This window comes from Nonomuraea sp. NPDC049758 (assembly GCF_040674635.1).
Classification (GTDB): domain Bacteria; phylum Actinomycetota; class Actinomycetes; order Streptosporangiales; family Streptosporangiaceae; genus Nonomuraea.
Window position 1 is genome coordinate 266,490 of the sequence record NZ_JBFAMZ010000011.1, and the last position, 16,544, is coordinate 283,033.

Here is a 16,544-nt window from a genome sequence, read left to right on the forward strand (position 1 = left end):
GCCGACGCATAGCGCCCAGGGTCAGGGGTAGCGAAAAAGAGAGCAAAAAAGGGAGCTGACATGACTACCCAAGGTAAGGGCTCGTACCAGATCACCGGTTGGGACGAGAAGCCCTACGAGGAGAAGAAGGGCCAGCCCAAGCTCACTCAGGCCCACGTCACCAACGCCTGGACCGGCGACATCGAAGGCGAGGGGCAGGCCGAGTACCTGATGGCCTACGCCAGCGACACCGAGGCCAGCTTCGTCGGCCTGCAGAAGGTCGTCGGGAGCGTCCGCGGCAAGAAGGGCTCCTTCGTGCTGCAGGCGACGGGCACCTTCGACGGCGGCGTGGCCAAGGCCGACTGGTCCGTCGTGCCGAACTCCGGCACGGAGGAGCTGAAGGGGCTGAGCGGCAAGGGAGGGTACGTCTCCAAGACCGACGGCTCGGCGGAGGTCACCCTCAACTTCAACCTCAAGTAGGCGCTGCACACAGGCGAGTACGCGGGGCCGGGGGCTCCGCGTACTCGCATGTCAGGAACTGCTCAGTGTTGAGCAGACCGCCTCGCGCCCGCGCGCGACGATGGCCGCATGGACACTGAAGTGATCGTCGTCGGTGGCGGCCAGAGCGGGCTCGTCGCGGGCTACTACCTGAAACAGGCCGGCATCCCCTTCGTCATCCTCGACGAGGAACCGCGGCTCGGCGAGGCGTGGCGGCAGCGCTGGGACTCCCTGGAGCTGTTCACGATCGCCGAGTACTGTGCCCTGCCCGGCCTGCGCTTCCCCGGCCGGAAGAACCGCTTCCCCACCAAGGAGGAGATGGCCGACTACGTCGAGGCGTACGGCAAGGAGTTCGACCTGCCGGTCAGGCTCGGCACCCGCGTCACCTCCCTGGAGCCGATCGAGGGCGGCTACCGGCTGGAGACCACGAAGGGCACGTACGAGGCGCCGCAGGTGATCATCGCGACCGGCGCCTACCGGGTGCCGAAGCTGCCCGAGCTCGCGGGCAGGCTGGACCCCGAGGTCTACCAGGTGCACACCGGCCGCTACCGCAACCCGTCCCAGGTGCCGGGCGGGACCGTCGTCGTGGTCGGCGCCGCGAACTCCGGCGCCCAGATCGCCCCCGAGCTGGCCGCCGGCCGCCGCGTGCTGCTGTCGCAGGGCTCGCCGCTGCCGCACTTCGGCCGCCGGTTCCTGGGCAAGGGCCTGCACTGGTGGGGCGACAAGTTCGGGCTGATCGCCAAGCCGCTGATGGGCGAGCGCGACCGGCTGCACAAGAAGACGATCCTGGTCGGGCCGAGCCTGAAGAAGCTGGCCAAGCGGCACCGCTTCGAGCTCGTGGGCCGTACGGTCGACGCCGAGGGCCGCACGATGCGCTTCGAGGACGGCCGCTCGGCCGACGTCGACGCCGTCGTCTGGGCGACCGGCTTCCGCTACGACTACTCCTGGGTGCACGCGCCCGTCCAGGACGAGGGCGGCGGCATCACGCAGGACCGCGGTGTGACCGCGTCCCCCGGCCTCTACGTCCTCGGCATGCAGTGCCAGCACTCCTACGGTTCGGCGCTCATCTGGTGGGTAAAGGACGACGCGGCTTATCTGGTCGAGCGCATCAGGCAGTTCCGTCCCCAGGCGGTGGCGGGCAGAAGGGGTTGAGCGACATGTCCAGGCAGGTGGCGCTGCTGCGCGGAGTGAACGTCGGCGGCCGGAACATGGTGAGCATGGCCGAGCTCCGCAAGCTGCTGGAGGGCCGCGGCTTCGAGGACGTCAAGACGCACCTGCAGAGCGGCAACGTCGTCTACACCAGCGGGAAGAGCCCCGACAAGGCGGCGGCCGAGATCCAGGCCGCGCTCGCCCGCGACCTCGGCGTCTCGGTGCCCGTCCTGGCCAGGACGGGCGCCGAGCTGGGCGAGATCCTCAAGGCCAACCCGCTCGGGGACGTCGCCGCCGACGACGCCCTGCACCTCGTCACGTTCCTGTCGGACGAGCCCGACGCCGGGCCGATCAAGGCGCTCGACCCCGACGCCTTCAAGCCCGACGTCTTCAGGCACGTCGGCAAGGAGATCTACGTCTGGTGCCCCGACGGGGTGCGCAACACCAAGCTGTCCTACTCCTTCTGGGAGAAGAAGCTCGGCCTCACCGCCACCGCCCGCAACTGGAAGACCGTCTCCAAGCTGCACGAGCTGGCCACCGCCGGTTAGCCCGCCAGCACCCGCTTGAGCGTCTTGCCGATCGGCCCGCGCGGCAGGGACTTCGCGACCACGTACCGCGCCGGCCGCTCGGCCGGGTCCAGCCGGTCGGCGGCGAAGGCGCGCAGCTCGTCCTCGGGCACGGGCGAGCGCAGCACGACGGCCGCCGTGACGCCCTGCGGCCCCTGGAACGCGGCGGCCTCGACCACCTCGGGATGCCAGTGCAGGGCGTGCTCGACCCGCAGCGAGGAGATCCGGCGCCCGCCGGCGGTGATGACGTCGGCGGCCCGGTCGAAGAAGCGCAGCCGGCCCTCCCCGTCCAGCTCGCCCAGGTCGCCCATGTGGGTCCAGCCGTCGCGGAAGGTGCGCTCGTCGGCGGCGGCGTCGGTCAGGTAGTAGCGGCGGGGGGCGGCCGAGCGCAGGCAGATCTCGCCCGCGTCGGTGACCTTGACCTCGGTGCCCGCGCTCGGGCGGCCCAGCAGCCCCTCGTCGTCCGGCGTGGGCGGCGTCTCCACCGGGCGGTGCACGAAGGCGGGGGCCGACTCCGTCGAGCCGTAGCCGATGACGATCCGCACGCCCGGCAGCGCCTGCATGAGCCGGGCCACCGTGGCCATCGGCACCGGTGCCGAGCCCAGCATGAGCGCCCGCAGGCCGGACAGGTCGTACCGCTCGTGCCAGCCGTGCGCCACCATCCGGGACGCGGTGGACGGCGGGACGATCGCCATCGGCACCCGCAGCTTCTCCAGCATGCGGGCCACGTTCTCCGGCCCGAGGTCGGTCAGCACGTGCGTGGTCGCCGGGGCGGTCATCGCCGTCATCAGCGCGCTGTGCCCGGCGTTCGTGCCCAGCGGGACGGCGGCCAGCACCCCGTCCACGCCGGTGAACAGCTTCCCGCGGCCCTCGTGGCCGTAGGTGAGGTTGGCGACGGGGACCGCCACGGCCTTGGGGCGGCCGGTCGTGCCCGAGGTGTAGAGGATCTCGGCGACGTCGTCGTCCCGGGCGCCCGCCGCGTCACCCAACGGGCCGGGCAGCACCTGGCCCACCCCGCACTCGGCCAGCCGGGCGCGGACCTCCTCCTCCGGCAGCGCGGGCGGCAGCCCGAGCACGGTGCCGCCGGCCAGGTGCACGGCCACGGCGGCGACGGCGTGCCCGATCCAGTCGTCGTGCCGCAGCGCCGTCCTGACCGGGGCCAGCCGGGCGGCCAGCTCCTCCGACCGGGCGGTCCAGTCGGCCACCCGCAGCTCGCGCTCGCCGTCCACGACGAGTGCCACATGATCGCCCGGACGGGCGCTGACCAGTTCTGCCGGGTTCGTCGTCATGCGGCCGATGGTAGGAAGCCGGGCGCTCCCCGGATGCTCAGTGTTGAGCAGACCCGTGGGGCGCTTTCGTGTGGGCTGGAGTCGGCATGGGTCCGCGAAGAAGTGGGACGGCTGCCAAGAACAAGGGAGGCGATGACATGAACCAAACCGGTTCGAGTACGCGCGGCCAGCTGTTCGCCACCATCGGCGCACTCCTGGCCCTGGCGCTGGCGTCGATCGACGTCTCGGTGGTGGGGGCGGCGATGCCCCGGATCGCCGCCGACCTGCACGGCCTGTCGCTGTACGCGTGGGTGGGGGTCTCCTACGCCGTCGCGGCCGCCGTCGTCGTGCCGATCGCCGGGAAGCTCGGCGACATGTTCGGCCGCAAACCGGTGCTGCTCGTCGGCCTGGCGGGCTTCCTGGTGGCGTCGTGGCTGTGCGGCGCGGCCCAGACGATGCCCCAGCTCGTCGGCGCGCGAGGGCTGGCGGGGCTGTTCGGCGGCGTGCTGATGGCCAACGTCTTCACGCTGCTCGCCGACGTCTACACGCCGGAGCGCCGCACCCAGATGCAGGGCGTCTTCTTCGGCTTCTCCGGCCTCAGCATGGTGATCGGGCCGCCGCTCGGCGGTTTCATCACCGACAACTGGAGCTGGCGCTGGGTCTTCTACGTCAACGTGCCCATCGGGCTGCTCGCGATCGCCGCCGTGCTGATCGGCGTCCCGTTCGTGCGCAGCGGCGCGAGCTGGCGCGACATCGACTTCGCCGGCGTCGTCACGCTCGTGGCCGGGCTCGTCCCGATCCTGATCGGGCTCACGCTCACCGGCGACCGGCACGCCTGGACCTCGCCCGAGGTGCTGGCGCTGCTGATCGGCGGCGCCGTGCTGCTGGTGGCGTTCTACTTCGTCGAGACGCGGGTGGCCAAGAACCCGCTGGTGCCGTTCGCGCTGTTCCGGAGCAACCAGGTGTCCGTCATGGCCGTGGTGGCCTTCTTCTCCGCGTTCGCCATGATGGGCACGGCCTTCTACGTGCCGCTGCTCTACCAGGGCGTGCTCGGCGTGAGCGCGACCCACTCCGGCACGCTGCTGATCCCGATGATGCTCGGCCTGATGCTCATGGCCCCGATCGCCGGCAAGGCGATGACGGCCATGCCGCGCTACCGGCTGCTCGGCGTGTTCGCCATGGCCGCCATCGTCGCCGGGCTGCTGATCCTGTCGGCCGTCGGGCCGGACAGCGGCCAGGGCCTGCCGATCGTCGCCATGGTGCTCATCGGCGTCGGCATCGGCATCGCGTTCCCGATGGCCACGGCCGTCACGCAGAGCGCGATCCCGATGGAGCAGGTGGGCGTCGGCACCAGCCAGATCCAGTTCTGGCGGATGATCGCCGGGCCGGTCTCGCTGGCGATCCTCGGCTCGATCATGTCGTCCCGGCTCGGCGTCGCCGGTCAGGGCGGCGAGGGCGTCGCGCCGGCGGTGCTCGCCGACGCGCTGGGCGACCTGTTCCTGGCCTGCGCGATCGCGGTCGGCATCGGCCTGGTGGCCAGCCTCTTCCTGAAGGAGGTCCCGCTGCGCGACATGTCGATGGGCCGGTCGAAGGCGGGCAAGGCCGACCAGAAGGCCGCGCCCAACCAGGGGCGTGCCGCCAGGGCGTGACCTCGGACCACCGGGTGGCGGGGCCGTGCGCGGCCCCGCCATCGCCATGTCCGCCCGCCATGTCCGCTCGTACCGGCCGCACGCACGGGCCTGCTCACAGTTGAGCAGACGCGGGCGGGCGCGCGGGCGAGGCTGCTGGCATGGACTCCTACCCCATCCCCAGGACGTGCCCGCTGGATCCGCCGTCCGAATACCGGGACCTGCAGGCGGGGCGGCCCATCACGCGCGTCCGGCTGGACTTCGACGGGAGCGAGGTCTGGCTGGTGACGCGGTACGAGGACGCCCGCGCCGTGCTCGGCGACGCCCGGTTCAGCTCCGACTTCGCCACCCCCGGCTTCCCGGCCCGGCTCACCTCGCAGCCTCCGGGGCCGGGCACCTTCATCAGGATGGACCCGCCCGACCACTCGCGGCTGCGCCGCCTGCTGCTGCCGGAGTTCAACCGCAGGCGGGTGGACGCGCTGCGCCCGGCCATCCGCCGCATCACCGAGACGCTCGTCGACGAGATGGCCGCCCAGGGCCCGCCGGCCGACCTGGTCCAGACGCTGGCCCTGCCGCTGCCCTCCCAGGTCATCACCGAGCTGCTCGGGGTGCCGTACGAGGACCGCGACTACTTCCACGAGACCACCAAGGTCATCGGCGACCGCAACGTGGAGCCCGAGCAGCGCATGAAGGTCCGCGAGGACCTGCGCCACTACCTGGAGCGGCTGGTCGCCGAGCGCGAACAGCGGCCCGCCGACGACCTGCTCAGCCGGCTCGGCGCCCACCGCGAGGCGGCCAAGGTCAGCCGGGAGGAGGTCGTCGGCATCGTCACGCTGCTGATGGTGGCCGGCTACGAGACCATCGCCAACCAGATCGGCGTGGGCACCGTGGCGCTGCTGGAGAACCCCGAACGCCTGGCCGAGCTGCGCGAACGCCCTGAGGCGCTGCCCGCCGCCATCGAGGAGATCATCCGCCACCAGACCGTCATCGACTACGGCGCCCGCCGCGCGGCCACCGCCGACGTCGAGGTCGGCGGCAAGCTGGTCAGGAAGGGCGAGGGCGTGGTCGTCGTGCTGGCCGCGGCCAACCGCGACGAGGAGGTGTGGGCCGACCCCGACCGGCTGGACTTCGGCCGCTTCGGCGACCTCGCCGACCGGCAGGAGCACCTGTCCTTCGGCTTCGGCATCCACCAGTGCATGGGCCAGCTCCTGGCCCGCGCCCAGCTGGAGATCGCCTGGTCCACGCTGTTCGCCCGGCTCCCGGGGCTGCGCCTCGCGGTGCCGCTGGAGGAGGTGCCCTTCCGCTCCGACATGTTCGTGTACGGCGTGCACGCCCTCCCGGTGACCTGGGGATGAACCGCGACCCGCGGGACCGGGTCCGCGCGCTCTTCGACCCCGGGACCGTCCGGCCGCTGCCCGGCGACGACGACGGCGACGACGGCTGCGGCGTGCTCGCCGCCCGCGGCTGCATCGGCGGCGGACCGGCCGTCGCCTACGCCACCGACCCCGGCCGGATGGGCGGCGCGATGGGCGCCGAGGGCTGCGCCCGCATCGTCCGGGCCATCGACCTCGGCGTCCGGGAGCGGGCGCCCGTCGTCGGCCTCTGGCACTCCGGCGGCGCCCGGCTGGGCGAGGGCGTCACCGCGCTCGACGGCGTCGGCCAGGTGTTCGCCGCGATGGTCCGCGCCTCCGGCGCCGTCCCGCAGATCTCCGTCGTGCTCGGCCCGGCCGCAGGCGGCGCGGCCTACGGCCCGGCCCTCACCGACGTGGTGATCATGAGCGAGAGCGGGCGCGTCTTCGTCACCGGCCCGGACGTCGTCCGCAAGGTCACCGGCGAGGACGTAGACATGGAACGGCTCGGCGGCCCCGACCCGCACAGCAGGCGCAGCGGCCTGGCCCACCTCACCACCCCGGACGACGAGGGCGCCGTCGCCGCCGCCCGCCGGATCACCACCCTGCTCGGCGGCCAGGGCGAGCTGCGCCCCTGGGAGGCCCGCGACGACCCCGAGCTCGGCGGCCTGCTCCCCGAACGCGCCAGGCGCGCCTACGACGTGCACCCGATCGTCGCCCGGCTGCTCGACGGCCCCGGCGAGGAGCTGCACCCGAAGTGGGCGCCCAACCTCGTCACCACGCTCGGCCGGCTGACCGGCAGGACCGTCGGCGTCATCGCCAACAACCCGCTGCGCAAGGGGGGCTGCCTCGACGCGGCGGCGGCCGAGAAGGCCGCGCGGTTCGTCCGCATGTGCGACTCGCTCGGCGTGCCGCTCGTCGTGCTCGTGGACGTGCCCGGCTACCTGCCCGGCGTCCGGCAGGAGTGGGACGGCGTGGTCCGGCGCGGCGCCAAGCTGCTGCACGCCTTCGCCGAGGCCGTCGTGCCCCGGGTGACGCTCGTGCTGCGCAAGTCCTACGGCGGCGCGTACGTCGCCATGAACTCCCGCGCCCTGGGCGCCTCCGCGGTCTACGCCTGGCCCACCGCCGAGGTGGCCGTCATGGGCGCCGAGGCCGCGGTGGACATCCTGCACCGCAGGAAGCTGCGCGACGGACCGCGGGACGGGCGCGAGGAGCTGCGCCGCCGGCTCGTCGCCGAGCACGAACGCGAGGCCGGCGGCGTCGGCAAGGCCGTGGAGATCGGCGTCGTGGACGAGGTGATCGAGCCCGACGGCACCCGGCGGCGGCTCGCCGAGGCCCTGCTCAAGGCCGTGCCGCTGCGCGGCGACCACACCAACATCCCGCTGTGAAGCCCCTGCTCACTATTGAGCAGGCAGCACGGCGGGCCCTCATTAGCGTGACGAACAAGCCGACAGACGGAGTGGAACGATGACCAACCCGAATCCCGTCATCCCGCCGGCCGAGCAGCAGACCTCGGTGCCCGCGGCGGATCTGATCAACTCGGCCACGGCCGGCGTGATCGTCGAGCGGACCGCGCAGGTCAGGAACGGCTCCCACGCCAAGGGGCGCAAGTTCGCCCGCATGATGGCCGAGATGGTGACCGCCAAGCAGGTGGGAGTCGCCAGCGTCTTCCTGTACGAGGAGACGTTCGGGACCAAGGACCGGCTGCACTGGCTGATCCACCTCAGCTCGCTGCACGCCTATGAGCAGATGGTGCACATGGGCACCTCCGACGGCGAGTACCGCGACAACACCGCCGACAGCGGCTGGGACGAGATCTTCGTCGACGGCAGCATGACCGAGACCGTGCTGCTGCCCCAGTTCTGGGGCATGTACGGGACCGCGGTCGACGGCGAGCGCGAGAAGCAGTCCACGGTCTACCTGCAGCAGGGCGAGATCACCGGGCTGCCCGGCGCCCGCGAGCAGGTGCCGCAGCCCTACGAGCAGCTCGTCCACTCGGGCAACTGCGGCCTGCTGCTGCACCGGACCGCCCAGCTCGACTACGACTTCCGGTCCGAGGGACGCACGTTCGCCCGCGAGGCCGCCGAGTCCATCAACGAGAACCTGCCCGGCGAGGCCACCGTCTTCGTCTACGAGGAGGCCTTCGGCGCGGCCGACCGCATCCACTGGCTGATCCACATGAAGTCGCTGAGCACCTACTACAAGGTCCTGGCGCTGCACGTGAAGGACGAGAAGGTGCGGGACCTGTACTTCCAGCAGCGCATCGCGCCCGAGCGCGGCGGCGGCACCTGGGCCAGGATGTTCGTGCCCGGCAGCATGACCGACACCGGGCTCACCCCGCACCACTGGGGGATGTACGCGACATGACCGGCCGCTGCCTGCACGAGATCTTCGCCGAGCGCGCCGCGAAGGCCCCCGACCGGATCGCCGTGACCTGCGGCGCCGAGGAGATCACCTACGGAGACCTGGACGCCCGTGCCGACCGGCTGGCCTGCCTTCTCCAGGCCGCGGGGACCGGCCCCGGCGTGCTGGTGGGGCTGTGCGCCGACCGCGGCATCGACCTGGTGGCCGGGCTGCTCGCGATACTCAAGGCGGGCGGCGCGTACGTGCCGATCGACCCCGGCTACCCGGCGGGGCGGATCGCGTACCTGCTGGAGGACAGCGGGGTCCGCACGGTCGTCACGACGTCCGGGGTGGCCGGCCGGCTCGGCGGCGTCCTGCCCGGCGAGGTCGTGCTCGCCGACACCGAGCCGCCCGAGGGACGCCCCGCGGCCACGGCCCGCGACGAGGACCTGGCCTACGTCATCTACACCTCGGGCTCGACCGGCGCGCCCAAAGGGGTGCTGGTCGAGCACCGCAACGTCGTGCGCCTGCTGGAGCGGACCGAGCAGTGGTTCGGCTTCGGCGACGACGACGTCTGGACGCTCTTCCACTCCGTCAGCTTCGACTTCTCGGTGTGGGAGCTCTGGGGCGCGCTGCTGTACGGCGGCCGGCTGGTGATCGTCCCGGCGGACGTGGCCAGGTCGCCCGAGTCGCTGCGCCGGCTGCTGGTGGCGGAGGGCGTCACCGTGCTGAACCAGACGCCCTCCGCGTTCCGGCACCTGGTGGCGGCCGACGCCCGGCAGGAGGAGCCGTCGCCGTACCGGCTGCGCCGGATCGTCTTCGGCGGCGAGCGGCTGGACGTCGAGCTGCTGGCCCCGTGGATCGACCGCTACGGCGACGAGCACCCGCAGCTCGTCAACATGTACGGCATCACCGAGACCACCGTCCACGTGACCTACCGCCGCGTCCGCGCGGCCGACCTCGGCCACCCCGAGCTGAGCCCGATCGGCGTGCCCATCCCGGACCTGCGCCTCGACGTGCTCGACGAGCACGGACGCCCGGCCGTCACCGGGAACCTGCACGTCTCGGGCCCCGGGCTGGCCCGCGGCTACCTGGACCGGCCCGAGCTGACCGCCGAGCGGTTCAGGGTCGCGCCGGACGGCGGGCGCCGCTACGACTCCGGCGACGTCGTCACCCGCCTGCCCGGCGGCGAGTACGCCTACCTCGGGCGGTCCGACGACCAGATCAAGGTCCGCGGGTTCCGCCTGGAGCCCAGGGAGATCGAGCTGTGCCTCCTCGGCCATCCGGGGGTCGCCCACGCGGTGGTGGCCCACCGCGACTACGGCGAGGGCGACGTCCGGCTGCTGGCCTTCGTCGTGCCGGACGGCGATCCGCGGCCGGACCTGATCGACCAGCTCACCGAGCGGGCCGCGAGCCGGCTGCCGGCGCACGCCCGCCCGTCCACCTACCACATCGTGTCGGAGATCCCCATGACGCCGCAGGGAAAGGCGGACCGCGCCGCTCTGGCCAGGTCCGCGCAGGCATCGTCGGCCGCCAAGGTCGTGCAGCGCATCGCCGAGGACGTGCTCGAACGCGACGAGGTGCCACCCCGGGTGGACCTGTTCGACCTGGGCGCGACCTCGCTGGCGATGACCCGCATCATCGCCCAGGTGAACGAGCGCTTCGGGCTGGAGCTGACGGGACGCGAACTGGAGGAGGAGGCGTCGGTCGCCGCCCTGGCCTCCTGCGTCGAGGAACGACTGACCGTGAGGGGATAGACCATGCACGAGACCACCGTCCGGGGCGAGCACTCGATGACCCCCGAGGAGCTGAAGAGCTTCCACACCCAGGGCTACTTCGGCCCGTTCAAGGTCTACGAGATCGACGAGATGCGCCAGAACTGGCGGCGCGAGCGCATGCGTCTCATGGACCGCAGCAACGCCGTCTACCGCGACGACGCCGCCGCCTCGGGCAACACCAACATCTCCAACTACGACCGGCACCTGGACTCGGCCTTCCTGGCCGACCACATCAGCCGGCCGCAGATCGTGGACCGCGTCGTCAGCGTGCTCGGCCCGGACGTGCTCTGCTGGCGCACCGAGTTCTTCCCCAAGTACCCCGGGGACGAGGGCACCGACTGGCACCAGGCCGACACCTTCGCCAACGCCTCCGGCAAGCCGCAGATCGTCTGGCCGCAGGCGGAGGAGTTCGGCGGCACGATCACCGTCTGGACCGCCTTCACCGAGGCGAACGAGGACACCGGGTGCCTGCAGTTCATCCCCGGCACCCACGAGACGATGTTCTACGACGAGACCAAGCGCATGCACTACGACCCCAACAAGATCAACCAGGAGGACAAGGACGGCGTCCGGCGCGGCTTCTTCGGCTACGACTACCGCGACCTGCAGATCGACCCCGACTGGAAGCCCGACGAGTCGCAGGCCGTCTCCATGGTGATGAGGCCGGGCGAGGCCATCCTGTTCTGGTCGACGCTCATGCACGCCTCGCTGCCGCACAAGGGCCTGACCGACGAGATGCGCCTGGGGTTCGCCGCCCGGTACGTCCCGACCAAGGTGGACGTCTACCCGGACACCGACGAGATCGAGGAGTACGGCGGCCGGGTCAGCCTGGACCGGTACGGCGCCGTCCTGGTCACCGGGCAGAACACCAACCCCGGCAACCGGATCGCCACGGCCACCACCACCGGCCACCCCTTCACCACCCGATGAGGCCCGCCGTGACCTCTCCAAGCCCACGGCGCGCGGCGACCCGCGCGTCTTCTGACGATCCACGGAATGCGGTGATCATCTCGTGGCCGCCGAACTGAGACGTCTGACCCGGGCCGTGCAGGACGCGCGGCCGCTGGTGGACGTCCTGCGGCATCCGGTGCGCCTGGCCGGCCCGCCCGGCCTCGCCTCCCTCCTGGGCCGTGTGACCCGACGGCTGGGCGCACCGGAGTTCGCCCTGACCGACCACGACTCGCTCGACACCTTCGAACGCCTGGTCAGCGACCATCTCGCGCTCCGCGACGGCATGGGCGAGGACCTGCCGCCGGCCGCCGTCGACGAGGTCGTGGACGGCGCGGCGCGGGACGGCTTCGAGGGGTTGTGCACGCGCGAGCAGGTCGTGCCGGCGGACGGGGGCCCGCCGCTGCCCGCCTACGCGGCCGGCGACCCGCAGGCCCCGGCCGTCGTGATCGTGGCCGCCTGCGGCATGCCGGCCCGCCTGTGCGAGCGGTGGATGCGGTTCCTGTCCCGCACCCATCACGTCCTCACCTGGGAGACCCGCGCGTTGTTCGGGCCGGACCCCTCGGCGGAGCCGCCGGACGTGGGGGTGTCGGCGCAGGCCGGTGACCTCTTCGCGGTCATGGACCATTTCGGCGTTCGGCAGGCGCATCTGATGTGCCTGTGCGGCGGGGCCGTCATCGGCCTGGCCGCCGCGCACCTCGATCCCGGCCGCGTCGGCTCGCTCAGCCTGTGGCACGGCGACTTCGCCGCCGTGAAGGGCGCCGACCGGACCCACCACCAGCAGAACCTGGTGGGGCTCATGGAGATGGCCGCGACCGGCCCCGACCGGGCCGCCGCCATCCATCCCGTGCTCTGCCAGACGATGCTCTCCTCGGTGCCGCCCGACCTGGCGCACCTGGTGGTCTACCCGTACGCGACGCCCGAGCTGCTGCACCGCTACTGCCGCCTGAACGGCGAGATCATGACCACGGACGTGAGCCCCTGGCTGGCCGGGATCGACCGGCCCGTCCTGGTGGTCTCCAGTCACGACGACGAGACCGCCCACCCGGCGGGCTCGAAGGCGGTGGCGGCGGCGCTGCCGGACGCCGTCCTGCATCTGCGGGCGCACGGCGACCACATTTCGCTGTTCAAAGGTGACCCGGAGTTGATGGATATGGCCCGGGACTTTATTGACTCCGCAGCCGCCCGATAACAGCCGAAATCCGCTTCCAGGTAATTCTCCGGACATATCAGAGAATTATGGGGCAGCTTGTTAATCAGTCGATTGATGGGTAGGGGCAACGACGACATGAAATGAATTCCGAGGGGCGGGGTAAATGAAGTCATCGGACGCTGCGCAACTGAGAGCCGGGCTCCGCTCCTTCATCTCGCAGGAAACGTCGGGCGCCTGCTCGATCCGGGTGCCGAGACGCACCAACATCTACAACTGCGGCCAGCGCGACAGCAACATCTACGTGATCGAGAGCGGCCAGATCAAGACCCAGATGTACGCGCGGTGCGGCAAGGAATGCCTGCTCTCGATCTTCACCGCGGGCGACATCTTCGGCGAGTCCTCCCTGCTCGGGGCCGAGCGCAGCGAGACGGCCACCGCCATGCGGACCACCTGGGTCCGCCGCATCCCGGCCGCCCGCTTCCGCGCCGCCATGGCCGAGAACGAACTCATGGACGGATTCATCGACTATCTCGCGCTACGCCTGCGGGAACAGCAGGAAGTGATCGCGACAATGGTCACGATGGACAGCGAGCAGCGCCTGGCCTCCGTTCTGCTGCGCTTATCCAGAAAGATCGGTAAGCGCCGTGCCCCGAATGTGCGGGCCATCGAGGAACGCATCACCCAGGAAGAACTCTCCGGCATGGTCGGCACCACCCGGTCGCGCGTCGGATTCTTCCTCAAACGATTCAAGGACGCCGGCCTGGTCCTGCCCACCTCGGACCCGTACCTGGTCGTGGACGAGGAACGCCTGGCCGAGTACGTCGACGAGGTCAACTGACGGCCACGAGGTCGGCTGACGGCCGGCGAGCCGCCCCCGGCCCGGTCCGCGCGCGGCGGGCCGGGCCGGGCGGCGTTCAGCAGGAGATCAGCTCGAACGGCACCGCCGGACGGCCGCCGAACCGCTGACCTGCGGCGTTCACGAACCCCTCCAGCGGCACCCGGGCCCCGCCCGGCGGCACCCCCAGCGCCGACAGGTACGCCGCGTGCGCCTCGACCGAGGTCAGCGCCGTGTCCAGGTGCCCGGTCACGTCCACCGCGTGCGTCGGCCGGACGGAACCGGCGATCGCCACGTACTTGACGCCGCCCCACGGCTCGGCCCCCGCGTCGGGCAGGATCCAGCGGTTGCCCGCGTCGAGGACCGCGTCCAGCACGGCCCGGCCGGTGACGCGGTGGTCGGGACTGTTCCACTTCCCGGTGAAGGTGAAGTCGTGGTGGTTGAAGGTGATCACCAGCTCGGGCCGGTGCCGGCGCAGCGCCGCCACCAGGTCGTGCCGGAGCCGGGGGGAGTGCTCGATCCCGCCGTCGGGATGGTCGAGGAACTCGACCGACGAGACGCCGACGATGGCGGCGCTCGCCTGCTGCTCCTCCTCCCGCACCTTGCGCGCCTGGTCCGGGGGCATCGAGTCGATGCCCGCCTCGCCGCGGGTGAGCAGGAGGTAGCCGACCTGCTTGCCGGCCCCGGTCCAGGCGGCCACGGCGCCGGCGCTGCCGAACTCCATGTCGTCGGGATGGGCCACGACGGCCAGTGCTCTCGTCCAGTCATCGGGCATGGGCTGTAAGTCGTCCGTCATGTCATTCCCCCTGACATGACGGAAGATCGCTAAACCTGATCGTCCGGCCCGTAACGGCGGGCGATGTCCTGAGAGGAGGGCCAGCGGCTGTAGGCCGGCGAGCGCGGCCAGCCGTCGGGGGAGTCCTGCCACTCCTCCTGCCGCCCGTACGGCAGCAGGTCGATCAGCGCGAAGGTGTGCGTGAGCTGCTCGGTGCCGCGGCCGTCGGTGTGCCAGGTGCGGTACACCGCGTCGCCGTCGCGCAGGAACACGTTCACGGCGAAGCCCGCGCCGGGCGGCGCGCCGACGTCGGCCCCGAACGGGCTCCCGGACGTGGAGTACCAGGGCATCCGGTTGCCGACCCGCCGCCGGTAGGCCAGGGCCTCGCCGATCGGGCCCTGGGTGACGACGACGAACCGCGCGTCGTAGTCGTCCAGGAACTCCAGGCGGGTGAACTGCGCGGTGAACCCCGTGCATCCCGGGCACTGCCACTCCTTGCCGGGGAACCACATGTGGTTGTAGACGATCAGCTGCCGCCTGCCCTCGAAGACGTCCGCCAGCCGGACCGGCCCGTCCTCGCCCTCCAGGACGTAGTCGGGCATCCGCACCATCGGCAGGCGACGGCGCTGGGCGGCGATGGCGTCGAGCTCGCGGGTGGCGGCCTTCTCCCTGGCCCGCAGCTCGTCGAGCCGGAGCCGCCAGGTCTCGGCGTCGACGACGGGCGGTAGTGCGTTCGCGCTCATGGTCCCTCACTGATCGGTCGCGGCCTGCGATGCACAGGGACAGACCCGCCGCGGTCGCGAAACTCATCGGCGGGGCCCGCATCCCGCCGAGGCCGCTCGCACGGACTCCTGAGCACGTCCGGGCGGTAGCCTTCTACCCCGGGTAGAACCCGGGAGGAGGCGCGGATGCAACTGGGCAATCTCGAACGGTCGATCATGGAAGCCCTGTGGCGGCATCCTCAGGGCATGTTCGCCCACGACCTCGCGGCCGGCCTGCCCTCCGAGCCCGCCGTCACGACGGTGCTGACCGTGCTGATGCGCCTGGCGAACAAGGGCATGGTCGCCCGCGAGCGCGTCGGCCGGGCCCACCTCTACAAGGCCACCGCGGGCAAGGACGCCTTCGTCGCCGAAGCCATGCGCGCGGCGCTGGCGGAGGCCGGCGACGTAGTGGCGGCCGTGCAGCGGTTCGTCGGCACGGTGACCCCCGAGGTGGCCGCGGCGCTGCGCGAGGCGCTGGAGGAGCAGGACGGACCGGCCCGGTGATTGCCTGGTTCGTCGCCGCCGGGGCGGCGCTGCTGCCGGTGACGCTGGGCGGCCGCGTCGCCCGCGCGCTGGCCGGAGCGGCCTGGTCATATCGTTGCCCGCGGGCGGCGCTGGCGCTCTGGCAGGCCATCGGGCTGGGCGCGGGCCTGGGCGCGGTCGGCCTCGGGCTGGTGGCCGCGGTCGCGCCGCCGGCGGCGGTGTTCCCGCACGGCATGCACACGCTGCTGCGGCAGATCGTCAGCGGCCACGGGCTGGACGGCCTCGGCCCGCTGCACCTGCTGGCGCTGGCCTGGTCGGCGGGCCTGCTGAGCTGGCTGGCCGTGCACACGGCGCGGGCCACGGCCAAGACCCTTCGCGAGCGGCGGCGGCAGCGCCTGCTGGTCGACGTGGTGGCCGACCACCATCCGGCCTACGACGCCTACGTGCTGCCGGTGGCTGGGCAGGTGGCCTACTGCGTGCCGGGCAGACGCCGGCGCATCGTGCTGAGCCAGGGCACCCTCGACGCGCTGGCGCCGGCCGAGCTGCGGGCCGTCCTGGAGCACGAGCGGGCGCACGCGCGCGGCCGTCACCACCTGGCCCTGCTGCCGTTCGTGGCGTTGTCGCACGCGTTCTCGTGGCTGCCCGCCGCGCGCACGGCCCGCGAGGCGGTGGCCGTGCTGCTGGAGATGATCGCCGACGACCACGCCCGCCGGCTGCACGGAGAGCTGCCTCTGGCGCGTGCCCTGGTACGCATGGCGGCCGGTGGCGCGGCGCCGGGGGTGGCCACGTTCGCCCTGGCCGACGCCGGTGTGGTGGAACGGCTGGAGCGTCTGCTCGACGGGCGCGGCCGGCCCCGCTGGGTGTCGGCGGCGGCCTACTCGGCGGCCGTCCTGCAGCTGAGCGGGCCGCTTGCGGTCCTGATCGCGCCGTTGGTCTGTCTCGCGCTCTAGCGGCCCTGGTCCTGATCGTGGCCGCGGTCGTCCTGGCCGGCGGGGGAACGGCGCGCGGCTTCCGTCCGGTGAGGGGTCGTC

Annotated in this window: 16 protein-coding genes; 13 read left to right on the forward strand and 3 right to left on the reverse strand. The window is 72.1% G+C overall.

Features of this window, described 5'->3' with window-relative positions:
- Positions 1–60: 60 nt before the first annotated feature.
- The 3 genes from AB0J46_RS28500 (at position 61) to AB0J46_RS28510 (ending at position 2,174) form a co-directional block, all read left to right on the forward strand.
- Positions 61–459: a DUF3224 domain-containing protein gene (locus AB0J46_RS28500; protein WP_352327373.1), complete on the forward strand. Its 399-nt coding sequence runs from the start codon at positions 61–63 to the stop codon at positions 457–459.
- Between the two features lie 108 nt (positions 460–567).
- Entirely contained in the window at positions 568–1,629 is a 1,062-nt protein-coding gene (locus AB0J46_RS28505; RefSeq protein ID WP_364337111.1) for an NAD(P)/FAD-dependent oxidoreductase, read from the forward strand.
- A 5-nt stretch (positions 1,630–1,634) separates the two neighbouring features.
- Positions 1,635–2,174 (forward strand): DUF1697 domain-containing protein, encoded by a 540-nt coding sequence (locus AB0J46_RS28510; RefSeq protein WP_364337112.1) that lies wholly within the window; start codon positions 1,635–1,637, stop codon positions 2,172–2,174.
- Here the strand turns inward: AB0J46_RS28510 and AB0J46_RS28515 are convergent.
- On the reverse strand, positions 2,171–3,481 hold the full coding sequence (locus tag AB0J46_RS28515; RefSeq protein WP_364337113.1) for a fatty acid--CoA ligase family protein: 1,311 nt from the start codon (positions 3,479–3,481) through the stop codon (positions 2,171–2,173). The genes AB0J46_RS28510 and AB0J46_RS28515 overlap by 4 nt on opposite strands.
- Before the next feature lie 137 nt (positions 3,482–3,618).
- On the opposite strand from AB0J46_RS28515, the gene AB0J46_RS28520 reads away from it, so the two are divergent.
- The 8 genes from AB0J46_RS28520 (at position 3,619) to AB0J46_RS28555 (ending at position 13,497) form a co-directional block, all read left to right on the forward strand.
- Positions 3,619–5,109 (forward strand): MFS transporter, encoded by a 1,491-nt coding sequence (locus tag AB0J46_RS28520; RefSeq protein ID WP_358298235.1) that lies wholly within the window; start codon positions 3,619–3,621, stop codon positions 5,107–5,109.
- A 140-nt stretch (positions 5,110–5,249) separates the two neighbouring features.
- Entirely contained in the window at positions 5,250–6,443 is a 1,194-nt protein-coding gene (locus tag AB0J46_RS28525) for a cytochrome P450 (RefSeq protein WP_364337114.1), read from the forward strand.
- On the forward strand, positions 6,440–7,825 hold the full coding sequence (locus AB0J46_RS28530) for a carboxyl transferase domain-containing protein (RefSeq protein ID WP_364337116.1): 1,386 nt from the start codon (positions 6,440–6,442) through the stop codon (positions 7,823–7,825). Before AB0J46_RS28525 ends, AB0J46_RS28530 begins: the two co-directional genes overlap by 4 nt.
- A 79-nt stretch (positions 7,826–7,904) precedes the next feature.
- Positions 7,905–8,804, forward strand: coding sequence for a DUF6039 family protein (locus tag AB0J46_RS28535; RefSeq protein ID WP_357978792.1), 900 nt, complete (start codon positions 7,905–7,907; stop codon positions 8,802–8,804).
- Complete coding sequence (locus AB0J46_RS28540; RefSeq protein WP_364337117.1) at positions 8,801–10,537, forward strand: amino acid adenylation domain-containing protein; 1,737 nt, start codon at positions 8,801–8,803, stop codon at positions 10,535–10,537. The genes AB0J46_RS28535 and AB0J46_RS28540 overlap by 4 nt, the downstream gene beginning before the upstream one ends.
- A 3-nt stretch (positions 10,538–10,540) precedes the next feature.
- Positions 10,541–11,488, forward strand: coding sequence for a chlorinating enzyme (locus tag AB0J46_RS28545; protein WP_364337119.1), 948 nt, complete (start codon positions 10,541–10,543; stop codon positions 11,486–11,488).
- An 82-nt stretch (positions 11,489–11,570) separates the two neighbouring features.
- Entirely contained in the window at positions 11,571–12,698 is a 1,128-nt protein-coding gene (locus AB0J46_RS28550; RefSeq protein WP_364337121.1) for an alpha/beta hydrolase, read from the forward strand.
- A 208-nt stretch (positions 12,699–12,906) separates the two neighbouring features.
- On the forward strand, positions 12,907–13,497 hold the full coding sequence (locus AB0J46_RS28555) for a Crp/Fnr family transcriptional regulator (protein WP_364337123.1): 591 nt from the start codon (positions 12,907–12,909) through the stop codon (positions 13,495–13,497).
- A 76-nt stretch (positions 13,498–13,573) separates the two neighbouring features.
- Here AB0J46_RS28555 and AB0J46_RS28560 read toward each other — a convergent pair whose 3' ends face one another.
- Entirely contained in the window at positions 13,574–14,290 is a 717-nt protein-coding gene (locus AB0J46_RS28560; protein WP_364337125.1) for a PIG-L deacetylase family protein, read from the reverse strand.
- 29 nt (positions 14,291–14,319) lie between these two features.
- Complete coding sequence (locus AB0J46_RS28565) at positions 14,320–15,012, reverse strand: DUF899 family protein (protein WP_364337127.1); 693 nt, start codon at positions 15,010–15,012, stop codon at positions 14,320–14,322.
- A 165-nt stretch (positions 15,013–15,177) separates the two neighbouring features.
- On the opposite strand from AB0J46_RS28565, the gene AB0J46_RS28570 reads away from it, so the two are divergent.
- Together AB0J46_RS28570 and AB0J46_RS28575 are read left to right on the forward strand one after the other, a co-directional pair.
- Positions 15,178–15,534: a BlaI/MecI/CopY family transcriptional regulator gene (locus AB0J46_RS28570; RefSeq protein WP_364337129.1), complete on the forward strand. Its 357-nt coding sequence runs from the start codon at positions 15,178–15,180 to the stop codon at positions 15,532–15,534.
- Positions 15,531–16,463 (forward strand): M56 family metallopeptidase, encoded by a 933-nt coding sequence (locus AB0J46_RS28575; protein ID WP_364337131.1) that lies wholly within the window; start codon positions 15,531–15,533, stop codon positions 16,461–16,463. The genes AB0J46_RS28570 and AB0J46_RS28575 overlap by 4 nt, the downstream gene beginning before the upstream one ends.
- Positions 16,464–16,544: the final 81 nt, after the last annotated feature.